We start from the raw sequence: 18,279 nt of genomic DNA, 5'->3' as shown, positions 1-18,279 counted from the left end.
AAATCAGTAGGACGACAAAATTGGTGGGATTTTATAAAAAGTGGGGATAAAAAATGGAAAAATTTACAGCGATTAAAGAACAAGTTTTGGCGGGCGTACCAGCGTGGATTGATGAGCTGACGCGCCATTCAACGGGTATCGTCAAGACGGGCTCACCGCGAAATGTGGCTTTGTATGTGAATAATAGTGCGGCGCTAGCTGGAGTCATTGGCTACAACGAATTTACCGGAGAAGTAGTAGGCGTAAAAGCTTGTCCGGCGCTTGGTTTGGCGAACGTGGGACGGCTGGAGGACATTCATGAAATTCATTTGAAAAGCTATTTGGAAGCCGAATATGATTTTTTGGCCGATGACCGGGCACTGACACAAGGGGTGGAATTGGCGGCCCGTGAGCTACCATTTAACCCGATGAAAGACTGGGTTGAGCGCAAAACGTGGGATGGCATTGCGCGGGTGGCAACGTACTTTATTGATTATTTGGGGTGCGTTGATGATGAGTATAACCGCATGATTGCGACGCGGTGGTTTGTCGGCTTGGTGGCGCGAATCTATCGGCCGGGCTGTAAGTTTGAAATTGTGCCCGTGCTGACTGGTAAACAAGGAATTGGGAAATCAACGTGTGTGGCGAATCTTGTGCCACGCGAGTATTTTACTGACCAATTGAGTTCATTTGCGCCCGAAAAAGACGAGCTGGCCAAATTAAATACCAAATCAGTGGTCGAACTATCCGAAATTCGCGCTGACAAGAACGCCACGATTGAACAGAAGAAGGCGTTTATCTCGTCACAAATTGATGAAATTCGCAAACCATATGGCCGCCGGGCGACCGTGATGGAGCGTGCCTTTGTTCTGATTGCGACGACGAATAATTCGGAATTTTTGAGCGATGCCACTGGGGAACGGCGGTTTTTCCCCATCGAAGCTGGGCGGACGACTGCGACTAAATCACCGTGGGATACCGCACTTGTGCAAGCAGAAGTAGCGCAGTTATTTGCGGAAGCCAAGGTTTTATTTGACGCGGGTGAACGCTACCACATCAGTCGGGATGATGCCGCGCTCGCCGACATCTACCAAGAACGCGCCAAACACACGGACTTAGAAGCCGAAGCCGTGTTGAAGTATCTGGATATGGAGGTGCCGGTAACGTGGGAAAAAGTCTCGAATGGCTTACGCGGGCTGTATTACCGCAACTATCCGGATAACCTCGAAGAAATTCGCCACCGCTGGATGGAGAAGAGCTTTGGGTTTGATGACCGGGAACCACTCGGACGGACGACTACCAGTGAAGTGCTGGGCAGCGTTTTTAGTGTGGAAACCGCCGATTTGCCCCGGATTTCTGCTGGACGGATGGGGAAGAAGATTGGTGTGACGATTGAAAATTGTGATGGGTGGGTGAAAAAAAGGACGAATACTTTTCGAGGCTATTTCCGCGAATTGTAGTGACGGGTGTGACGGGTCAGTGACGCGTAAATGACACGTAAATTGGGGTACGTGTCACCGACTTGAAGCCAGTAGTATCAAGGGATTGCCATTGTGTAGTGACGGGTAAGTAACTTTTTTCTTCTATTAAATGTATGTATATGTATGAGAGAAAAGGTTAGTCGATTTTGGGCCTGACGTGTCACGAATTGGTTGAAACGTTGATATTACTGGGGTTTGAGCGTGACGGGTAGTCGGATTCGAGGTGTCACCGGACGTGTCACTAATGATTTTATGACGAGTTGGCAGGCAGTGATTACTTGAATGAATTTGGGGGCGAGCGATGTGAAAGTGCTACGGTAGTTGTGAACGCGGGTATCCCAATACTTGATTAGCAAACTAGTTGCTTGAAAAATAACGAAAAGCGACTATACTGTGTAGAGATTATATGGACATAAGAGGAGCTTAATCATAAATGAGTAAAGTAACAAAGGGATTAATCGTAAGTACAGCGGCTTTGATGACGTTAGCCACGGCAGCAAGTGTTCATGCTTCAACGAGTACAGCCTATACAAACGCAATTACCAAGAAAACCAGCGGTAGCTATCATTTGAAGTCAGCTAGCGCCAAAGCTTACAAGTTAGTAAAAACAACTAAAAAGCACAAGACAACATACAAGTATCAAGCAGTTAACGGCAACTTAGCAGCCAAGGTGAAGCAAACAATCAAGTTGACTAAGCAAGTAACGTTGTCTAAGGGCAAAGCAAAGGTTACGATCTATTACAGCTCAACGGTTAAAGGCTACTTGATGATGAACGAATTGGCCAAGGGAGCGTATAAGGCGCCTAAGAAACCCAATGCAAAACCTACGAACACCAAGGTTCCTACTAAGCAACCCGCCAAAGTTGACGCAAATTCAACAAAAACGACACCAGTAGTTACTAAGCCAGATGCGTCAGGTAAGCCAGATGATGTGAAGCCGGTTGTGAGTGATTCATCAAGTGCGGATGCAAAAACAAGCCCTGTTACAATAACAGTCGCGCAAGTCCGAGCAGCCCTAACAGGGACATTAATGAATCAGGCCATTAATAATAAACTCACAGATAGCCAAATTCAAAATTATATTACAGAAGCATTGAATAACAGAAATACGGGTGTCAAAGGAGTAATTGGCTGGATATACGAAAATGGTCCATCTGTTTCTGTACAAGAACCAATAACAACGGTTAATGTTACGTTAAATACAACGCCAAAGGCTGTGGATTTTGGCAAGGTTGGAGATATAGTAGATAGTCAAAAACTGTTAACAGAGAGTCACTTATATCAATCAGAAGTAGATCATTTAAGAACGGTAGCCAAATTAGTAGGAACGGACTGGAAGCCAAAGTTTGCGGCAGTATATAATGACATGGCGGCTCAAAAATATAGTTACCCAAGCATAGCCACAAAGAGTGTTATGGATGCAAATGGGATAATGCAAACTAGTCCGGTGAATGCAACGACTGAAATAACTGAAAATTGGCAACCAATGTTAGATGGGTTGCAAGAGTACCATGAGTTAATGTCACAATTTATGCAATTTGGAACAATGGGCTATAATGACACAATGCCAAATCTAAGTACGCTCAGTTCAGAAGATAAAGCGGTCTACTCAGTTTTAGATGCATATAATCGGTGGTCAGTTGTGGTATCACTAATTGAAAATCTTGATTATAATTGGTTAGGAAACACAACTTATTATCCACTTATGGATGGCAAGGTACCTAATGTACATGACTATGAAAATTCCAATGGTGGCGATAACTATAATGAAGCCGCTGAGAATTATCAAAATATTGTGGCACATATAAGTACGGTTCAAAATCTGTCAGTTGGTTTATATGAAGCCGAAACAACGGCAGATGATAATTACGTTTTTTAAAATAATGGTGATAGTGGCAGGCATTCGTGTCTGCTATTTTTGTAAAAAAATGGAAGCATTAATTTTGATTTCGTAAAAAAGTTAGATGTCAGATTACACGATTGACATGGTTAAGCAATTTATCAGTATAACCTAACACCACCAAGCCGTCTAAATTGTACTTCAACTTTTGTTATGAGATAATTTAACTAAGGATTTTAGAAGAATATTCAACGACGTCAACGGGAAGATGTTACCGCAATTGGTAATGTTTTCTGTTGGCGTTTTTTTGACGAAATTGATAATGACAAGTTAGCAACACTAAATATATGGAGGAAAGGCCGATGAAAAAAATCATGAATTTTACTATATTGATGACAGTTGCAGTGCTGACCTTTGGACTTGGCACCGCGTCAGTTAGTGCTGCAACGCAAACGAGCACGCCAGTGGGGCAGCAAAGCAAACTTCCAAAAAAATGGAGCCGAACAGTTCCGAAAAAATTACGTGGCGATTGGTACGTGAATATTGCAGGTACCAAGAAATACGCTAAGTTTAAGATTAGGAAAAACTCGATGCATTTGAACATTGTCAGCGGGACAACCTCATATACGGTAATGGAAGTACCGAAGAAATATTTGGGTATTTATAAATCTAGTAAAAACACCTACACTTTTAACTCATTAAATAGTGCAGGTGAACCAACGAGTGAAGGTGTAGGGGTTAAATACACCACTAAAAAAATTAATGGTAAAAAGTACAAAGCATTAGGGGTTTCTGTTGATGTCACTCCTCCAGATTATTATATAAAAAAGAAAGTCATACCAAAAATTAGTAACAAGGTACCTAATCGTATGAAAGGAACTTGGTACAACACAGATGGCGGTGTTGATATGAAATTGAAAGGGAACACGGTCACATTTGGAACTTCGAGTTATAAAGCCTATTTTACATGGGGGAATTTTGGGACAATCTATATGCACATTGGTAAGATTGGAAGTTTGAAAAATGCATATGAGCTAACATATATGGGTGATTACCTAACGCTCAATGCCCCTGAAAACTCGATATTAGCAACGTCTTACTACTATTCACGTCACGGTAGTTAAAATTGAGTTAATGAAAGTGTAAAGTATCAAGTGAAAAAATGACAAAGCCAAAGAAAAGCGCCATTCGTTTTTATCGCTATACTCAAAGGAATAAAAAATATAAGTTTTGAATTAGCATAAAAAAGAGCAGTGAACTGACATAATTAGTCGGTGCGCTGCTCTTTTGCTTACCTATAAATGTAGGGCGATTTATGTTCGCCCAATATTTCACGAAACCACAATAACTTGCCCAACTCGAATCAGATTAGGATTCTTGATACCATTCAACCGCACAAGTCGCGCCACCGTTGTCCCATGCTTAACCGCAATTTGGGAGAGGGTGTCGCCAGGTTTAACTTTGTAGGTTTTATGGGGTACATTCGGTTTGGCCGGTTGCTGGGGGTTGCTCGTCGCAGGATTACCAACTGGCTTGAGGAATAACGCCGTTTCCGCCCGGCGCCGGTTGGCTAGTCCCTGGAGCACAACGCCACCGGCAAATTTGTAGCGTTGCATTTCGGCGGCAGCTTGTTGCCATTGCCGCGCATTGAGATACTTCAGCAACAAGCTATTATGCAAAATAGCTGGACCAAGATTGAAGTGAAAACTCACGAGCGAATCGAATTGATTTTGATTTAGCGGGACGTTGATGTATTGATAAATGCCCCGCGCGTGGGTTTGGACATCTGCGTTGAGGTACTGATTGGCCTGCGCTTCGGTGATGATTCATACCGCGGACAACGCCTTTGGTATGACCGTAGCCGATTGTCCAAACACCGACACTATCTTGGTAGGCTTTGAGGCGTAGTCCCTCAAATTGCTTGAGAAGTTGGCGGCCAGTGATGGATAGCTGTAAATGTGTGTTCATGGGGAACCTCCTTTGAATTCTGGAATAACAAGCAAGTTGATAGCATAAAAGGCGATCATTGCTGACCGCCTTTTTTGGTTGCGCACCTACCGTTTTGCGGGCAGGTGCACAGGTGGGTTAACTCGCGAGGATTATCTTGAGCAGTGCTATCAAGTCTTCGGTGGGGATGCCGAGAAGTGACAGGGTGGCTAACACAATCAAGCAAAGTAATAGTTTCTTCTGCATAGAATCACCATTCCTTTCCACGACGAGCGGAGCAATCAGTGGGGACAATTGCTAGGTATGCGGTAAGCGTGGGGCTTACATATGTATAAGCGAGTGGGGGTGGGGTTTGTTCCGTGAATGAGAAATATTAAGCCTAAAATTTGTTGGCAAAAGGAGAATACATGGGGTAACGAAAATTTTAGCAAATTAAAAATATTCAGTATTTTACTTATAAGTGGTAGTTAAGGTTGACAATTAAATACAAAAACAGGAGGCCAGACATTTTCGTCTGACCTCCTATTTACTTACAATGATACTTCGGTTGCGACACCATCTACGGCATCAGTTTGGGTTGCGACAATCCGTGCTGAGACTGGTGTCATATATTTAAAGTGACCTTCCTTGGTAACGAAGATTTTGCTTTGGGCGATTGTTGTCATGGCGGCCTTAACCTTAGCTGGATCAACCGGTTCCTTGAATTTGGCTAAAGTTAGTGAAGTTGATTTGCCATGTGAGCCTTTAAAAGTTAGAACTAATTTTTTAGCTTCGGTCATATTTATTTCCTCATTTCGTTTTGTGTATGTTGATGGGGGAGTCGGGGACTAGACTTCGATGTCGTGATTGTAAGTTTCAATCAAATTGAAGCTCATCAATTCGCCCAAATCCCAAATTTCTTCGAGCGCCAAAATGACGGGACGCGCTTGTTCGGCGGTCACATCATTGGCGATGTCGGTGAAGCGCTTCTTTACCACTTCGTTAAATGATTCTTCATCACGTCCTAAAATTGCGAGTGTTTTTCCTGCTGCCATATGCATTTCCTCCATTTAATGTGAATGCGCCAGAACTGGTCAGGGCTTGAATTTGTTGGATTCTCATACCGGTGATTCCAGCTGACTAGGATGTTTTGGGTTACATATAGTTAAGCGAGTGACGGGGGCGTTTGTTCCGTGGTTTTTAACAAAGTAATCGTTGATGCCGGGGAGTGCTGATAATCGAGTCAGTTGCTGGGTCCAAGTCAAATAATCGATACTTGGTTGCGACGAATTATCCAACGGTATAAGTTAAAACCAATCTCAATTCACGGTTTCAGACACACGGTTGCCACGTTAGCGTATGACGCTGCAATACGGGTAGATGAGGACACATAAATAGATTTCATGAATATTTATGCTTGGGAAAATAGAAAATAATAAATGCGTAGTATAATAAACATGTAACCTTGCATAAAAGCGAACAGGTTGTGTTGAAGGAATAATAGAAACTTGCAAGATTACAGTTGAAAATGGGGGAATTGGAAAAATGAAGAAAATCAGTAAGGTAATGGTGGCATTGATTGTTGCATTGAGTGTAGGGTCAGTGTTTGTGACGACAGCAAGTGCATCCACGGTGCCAAAAACACACAAAATAACAAGTGTACCAAAGGCATATCGAGGTACGTGGTATACGTACGGATATATTTATAATGAACAAACAGGTGCATCTCACAAAGGTTATATCAAAGCGAAAGTAAGCGCTAAGAAATTTGATTACTCAAAATACACAAAGAAGTTTTCACCTATGGCACTTACGGATGCGGGGGCAGAGTGGCAATTCATGCCGTATAAAGCCAGTGGAAAAGGGATTAAATCAAATACCATTTATCTATTAAATCGTCAGGGTATTCAAGCTGTTCGAGCACTCAAGGTAAACGGACAAAAAGTGATGCTCGTTAATAGTGAGCAAGGGCACTCAACAACGCTCACCATTTATGCTAAATCAAAGAACGTCAAATTGATAAAGAAAAGTGTTGAAAGCGTAAATCTATTTGGAATGGGAATTGATTCTAAAAATGATGCTAAAAAACAACGCAAAGATTTTATCAAGATGAATAAAATACTCAAGAAGTATATGGGCAAATCATTGCACTCTGCGAAACTTAATCACTTTGGTGTAACCATAAGATATTACACAGCGATTGATTACGTCAAATATAACAGTAACTACATTCCATATTTATAAGCATAGTAATAACAACTATTTGTGTGTCCACATGCCGAGTATACGGAAGATAACAGAACGAAAAAAACTGCCACAATAATCCCGATGGATAAGTGACAGTCTCTTTTATTTGAAAGACACCGCCCTGCACCGACAAAATAAACTCAACCGGCGCAGGACGGGGCAGCCACCGGTGCAGGACCTGACAAAAACGAGGGGCGCATTTAGTATTTAGTGCATACACATTACTGTAACATTCTAATAGCAATGTTTATGCACACTTCGTTAGTAATCAAAAAGCATTGAAAACCTATTAATTTAGATTTGACCTTTTTTGACCAATGGCGGTATTTTTGCATAATAATTGTATTTGAAACGACTACATGTGATTTGTAGTCGTTTTTTTTGCTTTAAATTATCAAATATTAATTAATGATAATAACTACTTTTTTAGACGGAGGGAATATGAGTACACAATTTGCAATCGGTATTTTTATCAGAAATCGCCGCAAAAAATTAGAAATGTCCCAAACTGTGTTAGCGCAATTAGTTGATGTTGACCAAAGTAGAATTTCAATTTTAGAACGAGGTGGGTCACCGCTCAAAGCAGAAGAGATTCCAAAACTCGCAAAAGCTTTGCACGTACCAAATCAAGAGTTTTATAACTTTATCGAATAGCGAAGGAAAGTAACTAATGAAACGAGCGAAAGGACAACTGAATAGAAAGGCTGGAACGCCAGCATACTTACGTCAGTTGCCGGCTAAGGTTGCTTTTAATCGTGATATTTCAGATGGTGCAAAGATTGTATTTAATATCGTACATTCACTAATTGACAATGACAAAGGGTACTCATGGGTGAAGAACGAAACCATGTCCAAGTGGCTAGGTGTTTCAGAAAGCATCGTGGGACGGCGAGTTGCTGAGCTAATTAAAGCTGGGTTGCTTCGTAGGAAGTTAATTAAACGTACAGTTGACGGTACTACACGTACAATTCGTCGTGAACTGTACGTAGATCGACGTGTAATGAATTTTAATTATGCCGGGAAAACAAGCCAACCTATTGCGCTGTTCGAGTTACAGGGGGCTGTTGCGTTTGATATAGCGCTTAGTGATTCGGCCAAACTGTATTGGGGTGTAATCATGCAATTATCATCAAGTCGTGGTTTCTCTTGGGTTACAAATGGTCAATTAGCTAAGTGGTTTGGTAAATCAAAACAAACGGTTATTAATGTGCTTACTGAATTGATTGATAACGGCTACATGAAAAAGGTTGTCGTGACTGCTGAGAACATTTCAAAGGTTGGTCGGACAAATAGGTTGGAACATCACTTAGTACTCACTAACAAGGCTTGGGGCGGTAATAAATATATCCCGTCTAACATTCTTGCTAAATTAAATTCACTTGATACACCAGTAGAATTTAAAAATGGTGAATTACAAGCTGAATTAGTTGAGAACAGTGAATTGGAGCAAGTTGAAATGAAAATTGAAGGTGCACGAAATGAGCGTCTATCTTTGTCAAAGGGGCTTACTGATGTATTTAATTCAGCCTGGTCAAAATTTCCAAGTTTAAAACGGCAAAATCACAAAAAAGAAGCTCGGGCAGCGTTATCTAACTACTGGTTACGAGTATACGATGCTCGAATTACTAGTGGTGAATTTGTGAACGTTGAAGACATGATTTACAAAGTTGAAAACGTTGTTGAGGCAGGTGTTATTAACTACTGGAAACAATATCTAGTAGCGGATAATAAATCAATGGTTCAACACGCTGGAACTTGGTTCATCAATGAGAACTGGGAAACAAACGATGTGCAAATTGATTGGGTTAATTGGACAAATGTAGAGCTAATTTTTAATGAATTAGACAAATTATTTGTGCAAGGAGACGTTGAAACTGGGCTAATGATTAGCCTAGTAGCGGATATAAATGTAGTACGTCAAAAGATTGCTACGAGACCCCAAATGCCATTAGTGGACATTTTTCACTTATAACAAATGAAAGGAGTTTCAGATGAATACATTAAAGGTTAAACCATATTATTTCAAAGGTGATTTTGTTGTTATTTCAAGGACGTCGTATCTTCCAAGCTCTAATTTTCAAAACCATCCAAGTATGGAAGTCGAGATTTTAGGTTTGGTTGCTGAACCACGTAGCGAATATGTACCAGAGTACTTGGTTAGTGATGGCCTCCATCAACTAATCATTCCGCAATATTCCATCACAGGCAAACTTAAACGCGCACAGGCAACGTTATTTTAATCATTTTTGAAAGACGAGGAGTAGGCAATATGACACAAACAAAAGGCTTTAGTTTCAGGGGACAATCTGTTGTTAATAAAGCTTACGTAACTGGTGATTTAGTTAATGATCGCATTGCCGGTAAAATGTTCATTGTGACAGAAGCATTATTTGATGAAAGCGACGATGGTACATTTAAAAGCTTACTGAATATTGATTTTGTAGAAGTGATTCCAGATTCAGTTCAGATGGATGTGATTAGTAATTAATATAATTGCTAAAAATTAAAAAGGATAAGGGTGAGGGGTAAAACGTATGTATATTTTGTTAGATGGCCGACGTGAATATATTCTTGATGAATCAGTTTCAAAAGCTAAAATTCTGCGAGGCTTACAGAGTGAATATCCAAGCACATTACCAAAAGGCATTCATAAGAAGCACACGTCAGAATTGTTACCATTAGCGATGCGGATTGAGCATGTTGGTGATTATCAGCTCCATGTAATCAAAGAAAGGATGAACAAGGAATCGAAGCTGTATTGGGAAGTAGTTCAAGAAATGGTACTGGAGAAAATGGGGGCATCGTGATGGGAGAAAAAATTCAGGTTGTTGATGCTGTAATACTATCGTATGAACAAAATGAAGTTAAGCCTGAATACTTTATTATTCCAAACCACTTGGATATTCAGAATCTTAGCAGGCATAAGCTCGTACTGGTTCACCAAAATGGAGATGAACATTTTAGGATTGCTATGATTTTACATGCTGCTCACGATAGGCGTTATCTGTCAGTTAAGGAACGAAAAGCATTGATGAACAACGGTCAGCTTGGACATGTTGTGGCTACCTTGAACACGTCTGCTGTGGAACTGTTTAAAGGAATGGATTTACAATCTCATAAATAAGAACAGAGGAGAAATAAGATGCAAAATAATACGGTGATTGGTCGTTTAACCAAGGATGTAAAATTAGAATTTGTCGGTCAAAATAGTACAGCGCGGGTACGGGCTGATTTAGCTATCGAACGTGAAGGGGGTAAATCAGTAGACTATTTACAATTTGTATTCTTGGGCAAGCTTGCAGAAAACTTGAACAATTATTCTAAATTGAAAGGTTCATTGATAGCAGTACAATTTACAATTCAAAATAATAATTACGTTGATAAAGAAACCGGGAACAAAGTTTACAAGGATCAATATGTAGTTACAAAAGTCAAATTTTTGGCATCACCAAACAATACCGCTAAGCAAGGAAACAACACTCAACAAGAGGTTGATTATTCACGCGAAAGTCAATTTGATCCTTTTGGTGGTTATGAGCAAATTTAAAGGAGTTGGGTAATCTACATGAGCCGAGGTAAAGAGAGAAAATCATTTCAAAGTAGGTTAGATGACCTACATTACGACTTAACACACCAGTATCGAACTAACTTAAAACGAATTACAATTGCATTTATTGGTGTCCTTTTCGTTTCATTTGTTATTCCTGTTTTCTTAGTGCAACGGACAAGTAGCGTAGCTGATACGAGAATCAATACTTGGTACAACTTGGGCACTAGCAACATTCAAGTTCGATTGAAAAATCGGGAATATAACGCCAAAGAACATTTTATGATTATGCAATTTGAAGTGAAGAATGAAATGCCGGACGTGACAAACTTGGTTACTGATAAGGATATTGATTTCGGCTTCGCGACCGAACCAAAGCAACGATTAGCCATGAGTATAGTGCCGACATCTAACCATACTTTTACTGCGGTAGTCCGAGGTATCAATTCTAGGTACCACGCAATCTTCGTAAATTTACGTGATGGATCACTTGGGCAAGACAATGCACTACAAAGTGGAACGGCATCAAGTAGTGAAGACAGTACAATGCAGTTCGTTGTTAATCGTAATGACAAAATCATTAATAATAATTTGAAGTTTAAGTCACAGCAAACATATGCAGTTGAGGCAATTGATAACTTAATTACTGAGAAGAAAAACTCGATTAAAAACGCCAATGGTCGCATTCAAAAGCTTCAAGATTTAATCAAGAATGACCAAACCGATTTAGCAACGTTAGAAAAAAATGCTGATGATTTTGTTGGTGGGAAGCAAGTTGATAACAAGCAAACCAAGGATCAATTGTTATCTGAAATAGTCGATGCGAAAACGCAAATTAATGATGAAAACAAAAAAATTGACTCGTTCAATAAGCAAATTGATGATTATAAAAATCAGCAAAATGGCATTAAGAACGGGTCAATAAAATTGCAAAAAGTTTGGTCAAACTAAATTAAAAATGCAAAAAGTTTATTGAAGCATTTTTGTAAGTATCGAAAATACAGAAGACATACTGTTCATAGTTGGTATTGTATCATTTTCGTTTTTTGCGAGTATGAACATGTGGGTGCGGAGTTGAATTCTGTCTATTTTTTAAGTCATCCATAGCAATCAATTTTATTTTTATATTTTGCAGAGAAGTAAAACATAATCTGTTTGTTCGTTTTCCAAACAGGAACATGTTATTTATATATGGAGTAAACATAAACAAAATACCACAGATAGAAAGTGACGCCCAGATAAAAGCATTGAAAAGCATAATTGCCATTGGAATCGTTAAATTCTTCCCTAAATTGCTGGCTAATTGTTGAATCAGAGTGGTGTAGGGGGTTACCAGAGTAAAGCCTAACATTAGCCAACAAATTTTTAGGTAAGTGTCTCGTTCAGCTAGACTTTCAGTTAACTGAAAGTCTAGGTCATTCTGTATTTCGTTGATTTGATCAACCGAATATAGATTATATTTTTTTAAACTTTCAATAATGCTATTGTCGAAGGATGCTTCAACCTCCAACCAATTTTTACTATTGTTTTCGTGCCGTTGTTGGAGAGAAAGAATGACGAGCACCACTAAAATAAAAATCATTATTGATACAGAAATGAGTTGCAGTTTTAGTGTTGATAATTTAAAAGTGTTAATGGAAATTAGTGTAAGTATTACTGCCAAGACAAACGAGACAATTGTTCGAACAGGGTACCATATAGACATTTTGTAATGACTATTAAACGCGGACATTACCTCCACAAATAGCTTGCTAGCAATGTCCGTCAGACCTTTTGTATTTGGTGTGCGAGACGTTTGTAACGACAAAATAGACCTCCAAAAAGATATTTTTCTTATATTATACCTGCCAGGCAGTTGTCAGACAACCGTTCTCAAACCGTCAGACATCCGTCAGACATTCTTCTGAACCATGCCCCACCCAGAACGCCCGCACCGCGGGGGAAACCACCTTGGTGGTGCACGTTCCCCTTATGCTCTTTCTATATTTAAAGCAACGACTAGAAAAATAGGTAATTACCATACTAATTATTGGAGGTTTCCGCTATATGAATTCATTCAAAATATTAAATGTACCTGACGCAATTAACGACAAATTAACTCGATATGCTGAAAACGATGGCATTAGTCGGTCTGAACTAGTGCGGAATATTCTGGATGACTATGTTGTGTTGCGTGAACATCAATTAGCAGATAAGGTACTCGGATCAAATCTGCAAGAGCTGATAATACAAATCAACAAGTTAACGCAGCAAGATAATAATTTGTATGAACTAATTGAGCAAGCAATGGTTAAGCTGCTCAGTGAAAATTCAAACGTGAATTATTGATATTCATCCGTAAAATTGGGAGTAAAGACACATGTTGAAAAAAGAGCGTCATCGAGTAAATGTTCTATTGGGAATTATTGCAATTTTTATATTGTTTATCTGGCTACATCAAGCACAAGCAAAAACATACTTGATGGGTTCTCTAGGTCAACAAATTGAAAATAAAATTCCAAAAACTAAATATAAAGATACGTCAAAATTAGCAAAACTAAATTGGCAAGCCAATTCAAAAAATCAGGTAATTAAGGTTCACAATAACATCGCAAGGTTTTCACCAACTGATTTAAGTTTGGAAAAGAAATCTTGGCAAAAGTTGGGCACCCTCGATACTCTCGGGCGCCCCCAAAGTGCGAACGCAATGTTAAATATATCTATGATGCCAAAGAAAGCACGGGAAGATTTATATATCAATCCTGTCGGGTTTAGAAACAAAAAGATACGCCACGCTGGTAAGGATGACTATCTATATAATCGGTCACATTTAATTGGTTTTCAGTTAACGGGTGAAAACAATAATATGCGAAACTTGGTCACATTAACTCGGGCGACAAATGCCTCAATTGATTCAAATCATTCGATGGAAACATATGAAAATAAGGTTGCCTCATTTCTGCGACTCCATAGAAATGCGTATGTGCGTTATCGAGTGACACCAATATACAGGGGCAATGAATTAGTTCCTAGAGGTATTCAGTTAGAAGCAAAATCAATTGGAACATCTGAGTTGAATTTCAATGTTTATGTGTTCAATGTTCAACCTGGCTACAAGATAAATTATGACGATGGTACTTCATCAATTGACACAGGGAGTATTAAAAATGGATGAATATAAAGAACACCTTAAATCAGTATTAAATAGCCACATGAAACGCCAAGCTAGTCTCATTAAGGCCAGTCAAAATGTTGATGTTATTCCTGAACTTGTACAAGACGAAATGGTATTTTTAGCGGATTCAATTAAAAATATTAATTCGGAACTTCAAACTGACAAAACACAAAAATCAACGCGTGCGACGCTAAGGCTTTCAGTAGCTACACAATACTATTTATCGGAAATTCAAAAGTATTTATCAAAAAAATCTGATGCAATTTCAGAGGATGTTAATACTAGTTCATTAATTAAATTTTTAATTCGTGATTTCTACAATACTCATATTGCAATATCGCAAAATGAAGCTTTACCGTATTTAGAGTTAACACGCAGAATAAATACAGTGGCGATCAAAAATAATCAACTTGATAAAATCGAACAATCATTAACTAGGCAGCAGGAACTACAAGAGTTTGGAATTGAGGGAATATTACATTTGATAATGATGCAGTTACCAGATGCAACGACACTGAAAGAACGGCATTCCATATGGGAAGCTGGCACACAAGAAAATGAGTTATTACGTGACTCATTACGAAAGAGTCATGAACAACGAATGGTTGCCACAAAAAAGAGTAATAAGATAATGGATTAATTTTGGAGGATGCTATGGATAACCGGATTAGTATGTTATTGCGTGTGGCTGAATTGAATCCCAATTTTTATATAAATGATGTCGATGAAGATATTGTATTTACACAAGTGAGCGAAATTTTTGATGGAAATTTTGAGAGGGTATCACAACTCAGATTACTATCAGCGCTAAAGAAAATTGGGTTAACTTCACCGGAAATTGAAAAAATTACGGGTTTATCACCAGCAACTCAAGGTCGCCGGTTAAGTCAATCGGGGTTAACCGATGATACATTGTTTACTATTTTTAATTGGGGTAAGTAAATGGCAAAAAACGGAAAAAAAGGCGCATTCAAGATTGAAGCTAGTAATAATTCTGGAGTGATTGTAACCCACGCTTTTGTGACGGCCGCAACTGCAAATTCAAAAGGAAAACAATTTAGTGGCTCACTTAATTACTTGCTCCGTGAAAGTGCTACGCTACAAGAAATACAAATCGATTCATTAGCGGTTGAAGAAACTGAGCATGACCGAGTTTTTGAACGTGATAATGAAAAATATTTGAAAAACGAAACCAATGTAGACCAAATTGAACAAGACAAAATATTAAGAACACTAGAGCGTTATCAAATTGGTTATCGGGCAACTACGGACTATCTGTTACGTAACTCAGCAGTGTCACTTGAAGATACTTCACTAGGTGAGACAGCGGGATTCAATGCGGACACACTAAACATGACAAATGAAAGAGTTGGGGACGCACAACGAGCATTTGATATTGGTCAGAATAATAATAATCCACTTCATGAAATGGCAATTTCGTTCCGAACACAATTTCTAATTGACCAAGAACTCTATGACCCAGGCACAAAAAATGTCGATGAAAAACGTATTAAAGTAGCCGTACAAGACTCAATGAAACGATTTTTAGCTGATATTGATTTAGGAGCAGATATTGAATGGGTTGGATCAATTCAACATGATACCGAACACCTACATGTTCATGTGAATTTTGTAAAAGTAAACCCTGAAACTAGGCAGCACAAACTCATGTACAACAATGATTCTCAAATGATTGAACCAATTGGAGAGCTGCAACAACGAGCATTTGAAAGAATTATTAGTAAAACATCGCATGGGTTAGAAAGTGACAAAACTCGAAGAATGCTAACTCCCATTTATGAAAGAAAAACACAACTTCGAGATTCACTAAAACTAGGTGTTTCAGATAATTTAGAAGTTAAACGTGGGACTAGTAAGTATGTAAATGAATTAGCTGAAATTTATAAAATGATGCCGAAAAATAAACGGGATTGGCAAGTGGGAAAGTTTGGATTACAAGCTGGTAAGAATGAAATGCGACCAGTAAATCAGCGGGTTAGTCGGTTATTGGACACGATATTACAAAATGAATTGAAAACTGATTTTGATGAATTTGTAGCTACCGCCAAAGAAGTACAACGCAATTCACCGAAACTGAGTAAAAATAATAATGAGTACGTAAATAATCAAATTGAAAATGAGTTAAAAAAGCCCATGGCTAATCAGTTATATAAATCATTTAAAGAACTAAATGAATCAGACCTCAAACAGGTTTTAGAACTGGATAATGAAATGCCGCCACTTGAAGATAGTCGAAGCAAAAATTTGTCGGATGATGTAGAGCAAACTTCAACACATGATATAAACAAAGGAAATGACTTTATCAAGCATTTAGAAACAGTATCACATGCCAGTCGTACGGATAATCAATTTAATTCGACAGCTAATCAGCGTACCGGAAAAAATAACGAAACGCATAGCAAAGCTAAGAGTAATATGTGGAAGAATGATGTGAAATTTGTATCTCTGCATAAATCAGATTTTGCGAATCAGGTTGAGAAAAAAATCGAAAAAAGGCGTCTAAATACACGTATGGTGCCGACTACTACGGCACTGAATAAAATTACCAGGACTGTTCTAAAAGCCGGTAGAAGTGAAGCGAGGGCACAGAAGAAACAAATGATTGCTATGGAGCGTGCAGAGGCACGTGAAGCACAAGAATTTTACCAGAATCAGATGCAAGGTCATTCACGATAATACATTAATTGAAAAAAGAATCCCTCGTTTGTAATGTAGGCTGTGATTGGTAGGTAGTAGACCTGTATAATTTGCTCAAAAAACAAGTCCAAGGAATATATAACTGTTAATCGGGATTAATAATCAACTTATTCAAGTAGTTTTTGTAAAAATTGTTGTTGCATAGTAAAGAAAGAAGGAATTCAAATGAAGAAAAACACAGTATTAAAGAACACGTTAACCGTAGCAGCATATATGACTCAGTTGGCAACGGTGATGTATCTGGTCCCAGCATTTATCAGTGTTGTGATGGTATATGGTGCGGTTGGACATGTCCAAGAAGTTACCGCGTCAGTTATACGCATGACGTATCTTGCTTCAATTATTGTATCCGCCAGTATGCTTTTTGCATGGCTTATCATGATGCAAGAAGTAGGCCGGGATCGTTCAGTTGCTAAGAAATTGCTACTTTTGACACTTGATATTGTAGCTGTGGGATTTGGTGCCAGTATGATTACTCGTACTGACGGCTTGATTACTGGATTAATCTTAAAAGGATCATTGCTTGGTGTAGCATATCTAGTGTTAAAAGTTGTATCACGTCGAGTGGATGCGCAAGCAATATCTGGTGAATTAAGTATTAGTCAGGAATAGTTGACTGCTACACAATCGTATTTGTCCCGTCCTAAAATAGTTATGTAGATTATTTGCAAATAAAAAGAACCCTTGCTATTGCTACAATAAAGTAACAAGAGTTCCAATTAGTGAGTTTAGCGCTTATCCTTCGCGGGGTCTAAGCGCTTTTTTTGTGCGGATTTAAAGTCGTTATGAACTTCTGTGTAGAAGCCTTTTGCAACTTTGTACAAAACCCATAGCAAAGCTAAAATCAGAATACCTAAAATAATACTCATGATAACTTGTACCTCCCATTCAGGTGGGCTTAATGCCCGCCAAGCGCCAAACAGACTAGTGATTAAGCTATCGTCATAGCTCAACCATAAATATTTTATACTAAATACATACTGTAACACCAATTAAAAACGTGGCAAAAACGTTGATATATAAGCGTTTTTGCCACTTTTATTTGCGTTCAAAATAATATAAATCAATATCGTTTAGTCGTGCGAATTTTCGTAAACCAGTTTTAAAAGCAACGATTAAAACTGAGAATGTGAGGGGTTCATCTTCGATTGGTTCCAGTTGGAAGCGGTGAATCACGCTGTCTGTTAACGACGTATTACGTAACTCCATATGTGCATACGTATCTACCGCACATTTATGAATTGTTAAATCACGTTTACATTGTTTAAGGATTTTTATGATTTCATCTCGTGAAGATTGTGAGATGTAATTAAAGAAAAACCGATTCAATTCAGTTTTAGTCGTTTTTGAAATTGGCTTCATCTGTAACTCCTTTTAATTAACGGGC

General features: G+C 38.8%; 25 protein-coding genes. 18 read left to right on the top strand and 7 right to left on the bottom strand.

Features of this window, described 5'->3' with window-relative positions:
• Positions 1-53 precede the first annotated feature (53 nt).
• The 3 genes from EQG49_RS00405 to EQG49_RS00395 all read left to right on the top strand — a co-directional run bounded on the left by EQG49_RS00405 (position 54) and on the right by EQG49_RS00395 (position 4,424).
• Complete coding sequence (locus tag EQG49_RS00405) at positions 54-1,439, top strand: virulence-associated E family protein (protein ID WP_133362095.1); 1,386 nt, start codon at positions 54-56, stop codon at positions 1,437-1,439.
• A 454-nt stretch (positions 1,440-1,893) separates the two neighbouring features.
• Complete coding sequence (locus EQG49_RS00400) at positions 1,894-3,339, top strand: hypothetical protein (RefSeq protein ID WP_133362094.1); 1,446 nt, start codon at positions 1,894-1,896, stop codon at positions 3,337-3,339.
• A 323-nt stretch (positions 3,340-3,662) separates the two neighbouring features.
• Complete coding sequence (locus tag EQG49_RS00395; protein WP_133362093.1) at positions 3,663-4,424, top strand: hypothetical protein; 762 nt, start codon at positions 3,663-3,665, stop codon at positions 4,422-4,424.
• A gap of 207 nt (positions 4,425-4,631) precedes the next feature.
• Here the strand turns inward: EQG49_RS00395 and EQG49_RS14010 are convergent, their stop codons facing one another.
• From EQG49_RS14010 to EQG49_RS00380, 4 genes are all read right to left on the bottom strand, one after another.
• Complete coding sequence (locus EQG49_RS14010; RefSeq protein WP_279232844.1) at positions 4,632-5,063, bottom strand: glycoside hydrolase family protein; 432 nt, start codon at positions 5,061-5,063, stop codon at positions 4,632-4,634.
• Positions 4,972-5,268, bottom strand: a complete 297-nt coding sequence (locus EQG49_RS14120; protein WP_423245967.1) for a glycoside hydrolase family protein — start codon at positions 5,266-5,268, stop codon at positions 4,972-4,974. The genes EQG49_RS14010 and EQG49_RS14120 overlap by 92 nt, the downstream gene beginning before the upstream one ends.
• Before the next feature lie 509 nt (positions 5,269-5,777).
• Positions 5,778-6,026, bottom strand: coding sequence for a DUF2922 domain-containing protein (locus tag EQG49_RS00385; RefSeq protein ID WP_133362092.1), 249 nt, complete (start codon positions 6,024-6,026; stop codon positions 5,778-5,780).
• Between the two features lie 48 nt (positions 6,027-6,074).
• Complete coding sequence (locus EQG49_RS00380; RefSeq protein WP_133362091.1) at positions 6,075-6,281, bottom strand: hypothetical protein; 207 nt, start codon at positions 6,279-6,281, stop codon at positions 6,075-6,077.
• Between the two features lie 490 nt (positions 6,282-6,771).
• Between EQG49_RS00380 and EQG49_RS00375 the strand changes: the two genes are divergently transcribed.
• From EQG49_RS00375 to EQG49_RS00335, 9 genes are all read left to right on the top strand, one after another.
• Entirely contained in the window at positions 6,772-7,470 is a 699-nt protein-coding gene (locus EQG49_RS00375) for a hypothetical protein (RefSeq protein WP_133362090.1), read from the top strand.
• Between the two features lie 444 nt (positions 7,471-7,914).
• Positions 7,915-8,127 carry a helix-turn-helix domain-containing protein gene (locus EQG49_RS00370; RefSeq protein ID WP_165964692.1) on the top strand — a complete coding sequence of 71 codons (213 nt, stop codon included), beginning with the start codon at positions 7,915-7,917 and terminating at the stop codon, positions 8,125-8,127.
• A gap of 16 nt (positions 8,128-8,143) precedes the next feature.
• Positions 8,144-9,445, top strand: a complete 1,302-nt coding sequence (locus EQG49_RS00365; RefSeq protein WP_133362088.1) for a helix-turn-helix domain-containing protein — start codon at positions 8,144-8,146, stop codon at positions 9,443-9,445.
• 19 nt (positions 9,446-9,464) lie between these two features.
• Positions 9,465-9,713, top strand: a complete 249-nt coding sequence (locus EQG49_RS00360; RefSeq protein WP_133362087.1) for a hypothetical protein — start codon at positions 9,465-9,467, stop codon at positions 9,711-9,713.
• Positions 9,714-9,742: 29 nt separating this feature from the next.
• Positions 9,743-9,961, top strand: coding sequence for a hypothetical protein (locus EQG49_RS00355; RefSeq protein WP_133362086.1), 219 nt, complete (start codon positions 9,743-9,745; stop codon positions 9,959-9,961).
• Between the two features lie 46 nt (positions 9,962-10,007).
• Complete coding sequence (locus EQG49_RS00350; protein ID WP_133362085.1) at positions 10,008-10,280, top strand: hypothetical protein; 273 nt, start codon at positions 10,008-10,010, stop codon at positions 10,278-10,280.
• Positions 10,280-10,597 (top strand): hypothetical protein, encoded by a 318-nt coding sequence (locus EQG49_RS00345; RefSeq protein ID WP_133362084.1) that lies wholly within the window; start codon positions 10,280-10,282, stop codon positions 10,595-10,597. The genes EQG49_RS00350 and EQG49_RS00345 overlap by 1 nt, the downstream gene beginning before the upstream one ends.
• An 18-nt stretch (positions 10,598-10,615) precedes the next feature.
• A complete protein-coding gene (locus EQG49_RS00340) occupies positions 10,616-11,020 on the top strand; it encodes a single-stranded DNA-binding protein (protein ID WP_133362083.1) in 405 nt (134 codons plus the stop codon).
• Positions 11,021-11,038: 18 nt separating this feature from the next.
• A complete protein-coding gene (locus tag EQG49_RS00335; RefSeq protein ID WP_133362082.1) occupies positions 11,039-11,971 on the top strand; it encodes a hypothetical protein in 933 nt (310 codons plus the stop codon).
• Positions 11,972-12,053: 82 nt separating this feature from the next.
• Here EQG49_RS00335 and EQG49_RS00330 read toward each other — a convergent pair whose 3' ends face one another.
• Complete coding sequence (locus tag EQG49_RS00330) at positions 12,054-12,827, bottom strand: hypothetical protein (protein WP_133362081.1); 774 nt, start codon at positions 12,825-12,827, stop codon at positions 12,054-12,056.
• A 239-nt stretch (positions 12,828-13,066) separates the two neighbouring features.
• Here EQG49_RS00330 and EQG49_RS00325 point away from each other — a divergent pair, with 239 nt between their 5' ends.
• From EQG49_RS00325 to EQG49_RS00300, 6 genes are all read left to right on the top strand, one after another.
• Complete coding sequence (locus EQG49_RS00325; RefSeq protein WP_133362080.1) at positions 13,067-13,348, top strand: hypothetical protein; 282 nt, start codon at positions 13,067-13,069, stop codon at positions 13,346-13,348.
• A gap of 31 nt (positions 13,349-13,379) precedes the next feature.
• The gene (locus EQG49_RS00320) at positions 13,380-14,174 is read left to right on the top strand and encodes a DNA/RNA non-specific endonuclease (RefSeq protein ID WP_133362079.1); all 795 of its coding nucleotides are present in this window, start codon (positions 13,380-13,382) and stop codon (positions 14,172-14,174) included.
• Positions 14,167-14,814 (top strand): hypothetical protein, encoded by a 648-nt coding sequence (locus EQG49_RS00315; RefSeq protein WP_133362078.1) that lies wholly within the window; start codon positions 14,167-14,169, stop codon positions 14,812-14,814. Before EQG49_RS00320 ends, EQG49_RS00315 begins: the two co-directional genes overlap by 8 nt.
• A gap of 14 nt (positions 14,815-14,828) precedes the next feature.
• Positions 14,829-15,116 carry a hypothetical protein gene (locus tag EQG49_RS00310; RefSeq protein ID WP_133362077.1) on the top strand — a complete coding sequence of 96 codons (288 nt, stop codon included), beginning with the start codon at positions 14,829-14,831 and terminating at the stop codon, positions 15,114-15,116.
• A complete protein-coding gene (gene mobL, locus EQG49_RS00305; protein WP_133362076.1) occupies positions 15,117-16,871 on the top strand; it encodes a relaxase MobL in 1,755 nt (584 codons plus the stop codon).
• Between the two features lie 186 nt (positions 16,872-17,057).
• Positions 17,058-17,504: a hypothetical protein gene (locus EQG49_RS00300; protein ID WP_133362075.1), complete on the top strand. Its 447-nt coding sequence runs from the start codon at positions 17,058-17,060 to the stop codon at positions 17,502-17,504.
• A gap of 116 nt (positions 17,505-17,620) precedes the next feature.
• On the opposite strand, the gene EQG49_RS13550 is transcribed toward EQG49_RS00300, so the two are convergent.
• The gene (locus EQG49_RS13550; protein WP_165964691.1) at positions 17,621-17,761 is read right to left on the bottom strand and encodes a hypothetical protein; all 141 of its coding nucleotides are present in this window, start codon (positions 17,759-17,761) and stop codon (positions 17,621-17,623) included.
• 169 nt (positions 17,762-17,930) lie between these two features.
• A complete protein-coding gene (locus EQG49_RS00295; RefSeq protein WP_133362074.1) occupies positions 17,931-18,254 on the bottom strand; it encodes a hypothetical protein in 324 nt (107 codons plus the stop codon).
• Positions 18,255-18,279: the final 25 nt, after the last annotated feature.

Source organism: Periweissella cryptocerci (genome assembly GCF_004358325.1).
Lineage (GTDB): Bacteria > Bacillota > Bacilli > Lactobacillales > Lactobacillaceae > Periweissella > Periweissella cryptocerci.
This window is presented reverse-complemented; position numbering and strand designations above follow the sequence as displayed.